This window comes from Aliinostoc sp. HNIBRCY26, assembly GCF_050235535.1.
Lineage (GTDB): Bacteria > Cyanobacteriota > Cyanobacteriia > Cyanobacteriales > Nostocaceae > Trichormus.
Map to the genome: position 1 here is coordinate 74,066 of NZ_CP189852.1, position 11,456 is coordinate 85,521.

Genomic DNA, 11,456 nt, shown 5'->3' on the forward strand with positions numbered 1-11,456 from the left:
AATTGTTTAGTTGTAGAGATTACTAAAAATTAAAATTTGTAGCGAAAAGACCGTTATCTTCTTGACTGAATTTATCTATGCGATCGCCTAGTTTCAATAGTGGTGTGTCGGGAGATTTGACTACTGCTTCTAGAAGAGTTTCTAGCAACTTAATCATCAATGAAATACGTTCGCTAGCGAATATATCTGTGTTGTAGATTAACTTCAAGTAGAATTCCGCTTCGTCCACAAAAATGAATTCTAGATCAAATTTAGCAGTAACAAGTTCCTGCTCAAGAGTATTAATAGTAACTCCATCTATTTCTAGCTCTACATTTTGATTATTTTGCAGGACAACTACAACCTCAAATAGAGGGTTACGGCTAGGATCGCGTTTAAAATTTAAATCTGATACTAGTTTATCAAAGGGATATTCTTGGTGATCATATGCCTCTATTGTGGTCGTTTTCACTTTTGCCAGTAAAGTCGCAAAGCTATCGTCTACTGCTATTTGGTCGCGTAAGACTAAAGTATTCACATAAAAGCCTATTTGTTCCTCTAAATCAGGATGATTTCTTCCAGCGATGGGAGAGCCTACGGTAATTTCATTCTGCTCTGTATAGCGAAACAGAAAACCTTTAACTAAGGTTAGTAAGCCCATAAATAAACTAGCTTCTTGGGTCTTATTTAATACCTCAAAATCCTTAATTAATTCTTGATTTGGTTTCCAGATAACCGCAGAGCCAGCAAAACTTTGTACTGCTGGACGAATATGATCTAAAGGTAAATCAAGAGGTGTTGGCGCGGGAGTCAACTTAGTCAACCAGTAATCTCGTTGTGCTTGTAATTTTGGTGTTTGGAGTTGCTGATCTTGCCAGGAAGTATAGTCTTTATAATGAACTCTTAGAGGTGACGGTAATTCTACATTCTCGTTTCCATAGGCATGATAATGTGCCAGAAAATCTTTAATTAAAACGCCTGCTGACCAACCATCGGAAATGATGTGGTGCATATTAAATATGACTATATTACTCTGTTGACTCAGCTTGAGTACATTAATCTTGAGTAAAGGCCCTGTTTCTAAATTAAAAGTAGTTTTGGCATTGTCACGAATAGCTTCAGCAATTTTTACCGCTTGGTTTTCATCATCGATTAAGTCTATTTGATTGACTGCAAAATCCATCTGCTCGTTTACTATTTGACGCGGTTCGTTATTGATTAAAGTAAACGTAGTGCGTAAAATTTCATGGCGTTCTATCAATTTTTTAAAAGCATTTTCAAAGGCAGCAATATTTAAATCACCATTGAATTGATAAGCACTGGGCATTCCGTAAGCATAATGGTTATGATCGAGGAATTCTAAAGCCCAGAGACGGCGTTGCCCATGAGACATGGGATAAGATGCTTGTGGAGTTATCGCTGGTATTGGTTCTTGATAGTTAGATTGAGCTTTAGATATTAAAGCTGCTAATCCAAGAATTGTGGGAACTTTAAAGAAATCAGCTAATTTAACTAATACATTTAATTCTTTATGGACGTGAGTAACTACTCTAGAAAGTAGGAGAGAGTGTCCGCCGATTTCAAAAAAGTTATCAAAAATTCCAATGGGATGTTTAGTGAGAATTTTTTCCCAAATATGTACTAGCTTTGACTCTAAAGTATTACGTGGTGCAGTATAAGAGACTTGTGTTAATTTATCTGTTGGCTTGAGGGCGACAAGCGATCGCAAGTCAAGTTTGCCATGTTTAGTTAAGGGAAATTGCTTTAATAAAATAAAGGAAGTCGGAATCATATAAACTGGCAAAGAGTTAGCTAAAAATTCTCTAATTTCTGAAATTTTTATCTCTTTATCAGTTTGACAATAGGCAGATAATTGAGTTTGATTATTTACCTCTATAGGTAACACAATTGCTTTCTCAATCTGGGCGTAGCGACTAATTTGGTATTCAATTTCACCTGGATCTACACGATAGCCATTGACCTTAACTTGATTATCTTTTCGCCCTATAAATTCAATTACACCTGGGGCAATTTGTTTACCTAAATCTCCCGTTCTAAAGAGAATTTTTTCTGGATTTAGAAAACTGGGTTGAAATTTTTCTTTGGTAATTTCAGGAAGGTTACGATAACCAACTGCTAATGCTGCACCTTCTACGCAAATTTCGCCGATTACGTGTAGAGGTACGGGGTTATTGAATTCATCTAAAACAAATAATCGATTGTTATGGAAAACTTGACCAAGAGGTACGTCTGTATTTAAATTTTCGTCTATTGTATATTGAGATACCCCTACACAAGTTTCGGTAGAACCGTAGACATTGCTGACAATTTCAGCAGGGAAGCGTTTTCGTAAAGCGATCGCAGTTTCTCGGTCTAATTTTTCTCCCCCGCAAGAGATATATTTTAAGCTGGGGATAGTTTCTTCGGGTGCAAGTACAGCTAAAATTTCTCGGTAAATAGATGGCGTTGTGTGCAGCGCATTGATTTGATTTTCCTGTAAAAAGTCAACTAAATGCCCTATATGCTGTACTTCGTACATATACAAAGCAGCACCTATGGTTAAAGGTAGGAAAATATTACGAAAAGATGGATCATGGGTAACAGGTGCAGTGAAGATATAACGCCATTCAGGATGTTTATCTAAGTTAAATGTCAGTCGTAAACTCCGAATTACATTCAAAATAGAAATGTGACGACCCATGACTCCTTTAGGGTTTCCTGTAGAGCCAGAAGTGTATAAAATATAGGCAATTTGGTTATTGTCTGGTTGGCAATTAGGCTCAGTTATGTCAAAATCTGCCAAAATATTGTCGATTTTATCTAAGCAGATTGCTTCGATTTCTTGGGGTAATTGAGAGACAAAATTACTCTCGGTGAGACAGAGATGACAGCCACTATCCTTTAAAATAAAATCGATGCGACTGCTAGGATATTGGGGGTCTATAGGCACATATGTCGCCCCAGTTTTAAAAGTAGCTAGAATGGCAATAATTAAGTTTTGATTGCGTCCGATTGCGAGTGCGATCGCCTGCCCAGAACTAATGTGATATTTTTCACGTAAGTAATTAGCTAAACAATTTACCTTCTCATTCAATTCTCGATAGGTAAAAGTCGTTTCCCCAACTATTAATGCAGGTGCATTTGGTGTAGATTTAACTTGAGCAATAAAGTCATCAATGATTGTATAATTTTGGGGTAATTTTATTGTTGACCCTGTTAATTCTGCCAATAATTCTTCCTGCTGCACTTGTGTTAATAAAGGCAACTCAGAAAGTAAACTATTGGCATCTTTAGTTACCCCCTGCATCAGAATTTCAAAACTTTCTAGAAACTGTTTGATAGTTTCCGGCTTAAACAGTTCTGTATTGTAGTTGCAGTAGATAATTAGTGCATCATTGACTTCGATGAAATTAAAGCCTAAATCGAAAGGAGTGTAACCAATTGGCTCTGGTGGTAGTGATACATTCAATCCTTCAAATTCAGGTAAAGTTAATTTAGGGTCAAGATTGAAAGAGACTGAAATCAGAGCAGAACGCGAAAAATCACGTTGTAATTGTAACGCTGCTAATAATTCTTCTAAGGCGTGACTTTGGTGTTTAAAAGCGGCGATGAGTGTTTCTTTGGTGTGACGGAGATGTCCAACAAAAGAAGCAGTGACATCTGTCTGGATACGAATCGGTAAAAATTGCGAACAAAAGCCAACTAATTTTTCGCTTCCCTCAAATTGTCGCCCAGAAATAGGAATACCAATTACTAAATCATCATGACCAGAAATGCGTCGCAAAAAAGCTGTGTAAGCCGCGAACATTGTCATAAATAATGTTGCTTGATTTTTGCGTCCTACAGTCTGTAAATTTTGCCATAGTTGGGGAGCAATAATTTTACTTTCTCTACCACCTGTGTAAGTTTTGACAGCAGGACGAGGAAAGTCTGTAGGAAGTTCAAATACAGGGATTTCCCCCTCATAAGTTTTCAACCAAAAATCACGATGTTCTTGCATTTGTTGGCTTTGCGCTTCTTGCTGTCGCAAAGCTAAATATCTGCGAAACTGCATTGGTGGCGTTAAATATTCTGTAGCAATGCCGATTTTTGCTGAATAAAGATTGCCGATTTCATTCAAGATTAGCCCTAGTGACCAACCATCTGCCACAATATGATGAGTTTTTAAAGTTAGCAGATAATGTTCAGGTGCTAAACGCATCAGCACAGCCGCAAATAAAGGAGCAACACCCAAGTCAAAAGGCTTTTGAGATAACTCAGTTCTCAAGACTAAAGCAGTTGCTTCTGGGTTATCTTCATCCATCAAATTGATTAATGGTAGGTCAATTTTGACACTATTGATAACTTCCTGTAGTTCGCCTTGTTCTATGATTTTGGTTCGCAATGCTTCGTGGCGATTCACTACTTCATTAATCGCTTGTTGCAAAGATGAAATATCTAAAGCACCACGCAATTCTAAAGAAGTAGTCACATTATATGACGCTGAAGCGGTTGTATCTAATTCTGCCAATAGCCAAAGCTGACGTTGCCCTTCACTGGTAGGAAATTGCTGGTTTAAATTATTCCTACCATCTTCATCATCAGAATGATCATCGCTTACTTCTCTTTTCTTTGTTTGTGGTGGTTTAGCGTTTGCAAAAAAACCTGCTTGTCGCAGTTCTATAATTGCTTCTTTGACAGCAGCTACCACTTTATCTATATCTTCATTCGTATGACTAGTTGAGAGAAAACAAACTCGTTTTTCCCATGTATACACACCTTTGAGATTTAATAAGTAGTAAAAGAGTGGTAATTCGATAGGTTTGAGGAAAATACTATAAGCACCAGAAGATTCAAAACGAAACAACGAGCCAAAATGCACAATGCGGATAGGAATTCCTGTTTCTTGAAAGAACTGATTAACTTCAGTCGCTAATCGATTAGTTAATTGATTTACCCTTTCTTGAAGCGTTGCGCCTTGTTCACTTAGATGTAAAAGCACTGCACGACAAGCCGCCAAAGCCAGAGGATGACGACAGAAAGTCCCACCATAAGCAGTTAATTCTGTTTGTGGATGGGAATCATCTCCATAACTCCAGAAACCGCCATCAACTGTATCTAAGAAATCTGCTTTACCACAGATCATACTGATAGGTAAACCACCACCAATTGCCTTACCATAAACTACGATATCTGCCTCAACTCCAAACCATTCCTGCGCCCCTCCTGGAGTAATACGAAATCCCGTAATAATCTCATCAAAAATTAAGGCGATTTCTTTTTGTTGAGTCAATTTACGTAATTTTTGGATAAATTCTTGAGGCTGTAAATCAGGTTTACGGCTCTGCACAGGTTCTACTAAAACTGCTGCTAAATTATCAGCTTGAGCAGCAATTATTTCTAGACTTTCTTCTGCTCCATAGGTAAGAACTATAACATCTTCAACCATTCCTGATGGTGTACCAAGACTCAATGGTTGAGCTGTTCCCGCTTCCTCGCCAGCGCGCGCTAAAATGCCATCAAAAGTGCCGTGATAAGAACCAGCAAAAATCACAATTTTTTGGCGTTTTGTCCGAGAACGAGCAATACGAACTGCTGCCATAATCGCTTCTGTGCCAGTATTACTAAAAGCAACTCGTTCTACACCTGTCATTTCACAAATTAAAGCAGCTGTTTCTGCTGCAATATTCGATTGCATTCCTAATCCAATTCCGTGTTGCATTTGTTGCTGAATTGCTGTCAACACAAAATCAGGACTATGCCCAAAAAAGTTAACACCAAACCCCATTGCTAAGTCGATGTAATCATTGCCATCGATATCACGAAAATATGCGCCTTGGGCTGATTCGGAAACAATGGGATACTGAAATTCTTTTAAAGCCATACGGAAGTCAATAGTAGGTTTCACATCAACCATCGTCTTCCGGCTGTTTTGCGAATATGCCTTGGATTTTGCCGTTTTTTGATTATAAATAATCTGTAATTTTTGAATAAAAGCTTGCTGTTGTTCTGTTAAAGATTTACTCTCTGTCAGCTTTAAAGCTAGTGGGTTTAAATTTGGAGAACTGGTTTTTTGGCTAGGAGTAGTGGTTTCTATTTTGCTGGTTTTAGGAGTAGGCGCAGTTTCTGTTGGAATCAACAAAACTTCTGATTTATTGCTGGGTGCGACAGGTGCAGATTGGAGAATTTCTAATTGCTTAATAATAGTTTTTTCATGAATATCTTTGAGTTCTTTCAAAGATTGCAGTTGAGCCATCATCAAAGCTTCTTTTCCAGAGGTTGGTGTTGATATAGCTACTGTTTTTGATTGGTGATTAATAGCAATTTCAGGAGAGGTGGAAGCAATGATTAACTCTTGCCCATTGTAGATGCTGAGATTATTTTGTTTAGAGAAACTATCCGCAGTCACAAAACCGCAACGTTTTAAAGCAGTACACCAGTTTTCTCCACTTAGCAAGGGAGTATCTGAACGTAACTCTTGATCTTGAAAACGCCACCATCCTGGTGTGAGTCCAAAAGTTAAATCAAGCCATGAATTATTTTCTACTGTTTCTAGTAGTACCAAGTAACCACCAGGTATTAGTAGTGCTCGAATATTATTGAGTGTTTCTGTAATATTTCGGGTACTATGAAGCACGTTAGCAGCAACAACTATGTGATAAGAATGTGCTGTTAACCCTTGGGCAACTGGTGACTTTTCAATATCTAATTGATGGAAGTTGAAATTATGTCTATTTTTAAATTTTTGCCGCGCTTTATTGAGGAGGACAGGAGAAATTTCAGTAAAAGAATAAGTTGTATGATTGAGATTTAAATTATTAACAATTGCTTCAGATGTCGCACCTGTACCACCTCCCACTTCAATAATTTGGTAAGGGCGATCGCTACTAGAAAAATTATTTAAAATAGAGTTAATTGCTTGGGCTACTCGTTGATTCATCAAACGAGATACAGGAGAATTGCCATATATACTTTCTGCATGGACAACTGAACCTGCTGGGAAAATTAACTCTAAAGGATCTATGTTTCCTTTGAGAACTTCCGCTAAATTTTCTCCGCAGCGTTGTAGCATTTCTAACTCAGGTTTTGCTGCTGGACAAATTGTTTGCAAATTCTCTATAGCTTCTGTCAAAGAAAAAGGCGTAGGTAGGCTTTTTACTATCCATATAGTACCTTGATTTTGAATAATTCCAGTTTGCTCTAAAGTTTTTAAATAACGAGTAACTAAAATCTGATATTTTGAGGCAATGGGTAAAGTTTTTAATAAATTTTCTGTTGTCCAGGTTTCTGCTATACTTAGTCTTCTACCTAATGCTTCTAAAGCTTTCAAGATATAAGCAACCGCAATGGGTTGTAGTTGGGAAATCACCCACAGATAATTATTTAATTCTGACTCAGAAGGAGATACTTGAACTGAGGTTTTAGTGAAAATATCATTTATTGCTATTGCATCAGATGTGTTTGATGGTTCCTGTTTAATATAATCAGATAGATAAATAGATATTTCGGCAATTGTTTGTAAATCAGTAAATAATTGATCTATCTTGACTTTTACACTAAATTTCTCTTCAATTTTGCGGACAAAGTCGGTCAAAATAATCGAATCTGCTCCCAGATTTAATAATGTCTCATCATCTCTAATGTCATTTTCATCTTCTTTAAGTAGCAGAGCCAAGATAGACTTTAATTGATTACCGATGTCTTGCTGATGTTTTGTGATATTTGCAACTTTTGCTAAAGTCATTTTAGTCTCCATTAGCTCTTTTTCTAAAGGCACTTCTTTGATTAAATGTGATTCTGATAAAACAGTAGATTTAAATTGAAAACGTTTTTTTTGAAAAGGATAATTTGGTAATTTAATATTTCTATAGCCGTAATCTTCATTGAATTTTTCGGCATTAAAATTAACTCCATTAATGTAGAGTTGGGCAAGTGATGATAGCATCGTCTGCCAGTTATCCAAGCCTCTATTGAGAGAACTCAGCCAGATAGCTTCATCGTTATAACGACGGCCTTGTTCTGCGAGTATTGGTCTTGGCCCCACTTCTAAAAACAGGTTATATCCTTTGTTTAACGACGTAATTAGACTCTGGAAATACTGCACAGCTTGACGGCTTTGTTGTCTCCAGTAACTTGCATCAGGCGCAGTTGCTAAAGGCTGTCCGTCAATTCCTGAAAGTAGTAGAATTTGAGGATGGTGATAAGAAACCTCACGAGCAGCAATTTCAAAATCATCTAAGATTGACTCCATTAATGGAGAATGAAAAGCCCCGCTAACTGATAATAATTGAACCGCTATTTTTTGGCTTTTGCAGTTGGCGACAATCTCATCAATACTATTACTTTCTCCAGAAATCACAATTTGTTGAGGATGATTAATAGCCGCAATGGAAACTGTATTACTATAGTCTTGAATGAGCGCAGATACCGTAGCTTCATCTGCAAAAACTGAAGCCATTTTTCCTAGAGGCGCAGTTTGCATTAATTGCCCGCGTTTCACAATTAATGCTAGACCTGCTTCTAAACTAAATACTCCGGCAATACAAGCTGCAACATATTCACCAACGCTATGACCAATGAGTAAACTAGGCTTGATTCCCCAAGATTGCCACAACATGGCAAGTGAGTATTCTAAAGCAAATATAGCTGGTTGAGCGTATGCAGTTTGATTGAGTAAATCTGTGCGATCGCCAAATAATATTTCTTGTAGTGGAAACTCTAAATAATTTCCTAAAATGTCTGCACATTGATCAATATATTTACGAAATGTCGGTTGGGTTTGGTAAAGTTGCTCACCCATACCCGCATAACAAGCTCCTTGACCAGTGAAAAGAAAGGCTATTTTCGGTTGTTTTTCTCCTGTAAACCGTCGATAGAAAATCCCCTGATCAATATTTTTTTCCTCAGCAAAAGCTGCTAATCTTTGTTGCAACTCTGGCAATGTCTCTGCAACGATCGCTAAACGTTCAGGTAAAGATGACCTCCCAATTGCCGCACTATGACAGATATCTCCCATCTCTGGGTGAGACTCGAAGCGGGTGTGAAAACGTCGTGCTAGTTCTTTTAAAGCTGGTTCGCTATGGGCAGAAATCGTCAACAGATGACTGGGACGTTGCAGTTTAATGTCTGGTGTGTTTGCCGCAGGTGCTTGTTCAATAATTACATGAGCATTCGTTCCCGAAAACCCGAAGGAACTCACTCCAGCCATGCGGACTTGGCCATTGTTAGACCAGGGTATGGTTTGACTAGGAATTTTGATTGGGTATCCTTGCCAATTAATCAGGGGATTAGGTTCTTGGAAGTGGAGATGAGAGGGAATTTCACCATTTTGGAGGGCGAGAATTGTCTTGATTGTGCCTGCTATCCCGGCGGCGGCTTCGAGATGCCCGATATTAGTCTTCACAGAACCGACATAAAGAGGTTGCGATCGCTCTCCATAGACAGCCGCGATCGCGTTCATCTCAATGGGATCACCTAAAGAAGTTCCTGTACCATGTGCCTCTATATACCCAACTTCCTGGGGCTTGACTCTAGCATCAGCTAAGGCTTGACGAAGTAAATCTTGTTGGGCGGGGCCACTGGGAACTGTTAAACCGGCGGCTGCCCCATTATGATTGACCGCAGACCCCCGCAGTAATGCAAGAATGCGATCGCCCTTTTTTTCAGCGACAGACAGGCGTTTCAGCACTAAAACCCCGCATCCTTCGCCCCGCACATATCCATTGGCAGCTGCATCAAAGGTCTTACAACGACCATCGGGAGACATCATCCCCGACTGGGAAAGGTTAATTGTAATTGCTGGATTTAAGATGAGATTGACCCCACCGACCAAAGCTATTTCGCACTCATGATTTCTTAAGCTGCGAATAGCTTGGTGAAGTGCAACCAATGAAGAAGCACAGGCGGCATCAATAGACATACAAGGGCCGCGCAGGTTGAGAAAATAAGATAACCTACCTGCTGCTGCACTCAGGGCGTTTCCTGTACCAAAAAAAGAATCGATTTCGTCATACTTGCTTTTGTAGACTGTCATCGCGTGGTCAACACTAGTGATACCGACAAACACACCCACGCGATCGCCTGCTAAATTAGTTGATGGTAAATTGGCATTTTCTAACGCTTCCCAAGTCACTTCCAGTAGTAACCTTTGTTGAGGATCCATTGAAGTCGCTTCGCGAGAAGATATGGAGAAGAAACGAGCATCAAATTCTGTAATATCCTCTTGCAGAAATCCTCCATAACGAGTGTTCATTTTGCCGGGGGTAGGCTCTGGAGCGTAAAATTTCGAGATATCCCAACGGTTTTGAGGAACTTCTACAATCGCATCTAATCCAGCTTGACAAAAATTCCAATAAGCTTCAGGAGAATTTATCCCTCCAGGGAAACGACAACCCATGCCAACAACAGCAACCGGCTCACTTTGTTTAATTTCTAATTCAGTAATGCGAGCCTGCATCGCCTCCATTTTTGTGAGGGTTGTGGCTATTAATTTTTTATAATCTGTATTTTGAGCCATGCTTTTGTCCGCGATTTTTTGATTTTCTGGCAATATCTAATCGGGTTTTTCCCCTGAAAATAAGAGATAATCATCAAAAGCCATAAACCAACCTCTATCTCTCGACCAAGCCTCAAGTCCTGGATTATCTTGCTGGAGATTAATCACCATGTCGTGTTTACTGATGCCTTTACTAGCCTCAGCAAAGTAACGCACAGCAGCAGGCCAAACATATTCACTGATTGATATAGCTTGGATGTTTACAAATCCATGCTGTTTAAGTTTTTCAACATAAATATTGCGGTCATATTGGTTGACGAAAGGAATACACATTTTATTGCTATTGACGCGCAACCAAAAGTCAATATTTCGTCCCACTCTTGGCAGACAATCTGCTAATGCTAACTTTCCACCAGGGCGCAAAACTCGAAATGCTTCAGCAAAAAAGTCCTCACGAGTATTGAAGTGAAAAGCACATTCTAAAGCTGTAACTTTATCAAAAGAATTGTCCTCACAAGGAATGTTTGTTGCCGAGCCAAGTTGAAGATTTATGCGTTCAGCTAATCCCGCCTTAGCTACTCGTTCTTGAGCAATTTCGACTTGTATCTCTGTCGTATTGATTCCAGTAATTGCATCTACATTGTTTTCACGCACCCAGAGGATATCTTGTTCGGCAAAACCGAAGCCGACATCTAAAACTTTGTCTCCAGGACGAAGTTCGGCAATTTCTCCCAATTTCCGGGCTAAAGCAGCACAAGCTCCGTTATAAGTCGTTTCTTCTTGCCAATAGCCAAAGTTAAGCCATTGGGGAACATTGGGGTCGTGAAGATCACGCTCTCGTTTAGCTATCCTAGTGTAAAGTTCAGATACCTCAAATTTATCTCGTAAAAACCAGAGTTCTTGCAGTGGATTCTGGATAAATTCTTTGATGATTATCCAGCGATTTCGCCATTCATAGTTGAAGGGGATTTTACCAATATTTTCCAAGACTTTACTCTCCTAT

2 protein-coding genes are annotated in these 11,456 nt (G+C 38.9%); both read right to left on the bottom strand.

Translation table 11 applies throughout. The features are described 5' to 3' along the window. Positions 1-22 precede the first annotated feature (22 nt). Positions 23-10,474: an amino acid adenylation domain-containing protein gene (locus ACQFX9_RS00400; RefSeq protein ID WP_427160210.1), complete on the bottom strand. Its 10,452-nt coding sequence runs from the start codon at positions 10,472-10,474 to the stop codon at positions 23-25. 36 nt (positions 10,475-10,510) lie between these two features. Then, a complete protein-coding gene (locus ACQFX9_RS00405; RefSeq protein WP_427160211.1) occupies positions 10,511-11,440 on the bottom strand; it encodes an SAM-dependent methyltransferase in 930 nt (309 codons plus the stop codon). Positions 11,441-11,456 lie beyond the last annotated feature (16 nt).

Excerpts from the sequence above, each read along its gene's own strand:
- ACQFX9_RS00400 (WP_427160210.1), bottom strand. The coding sequence starts at position 10,474 with ATGGCTCAAAATACAGATTATAAAAAATTAATAGCCACAACCCTCACA.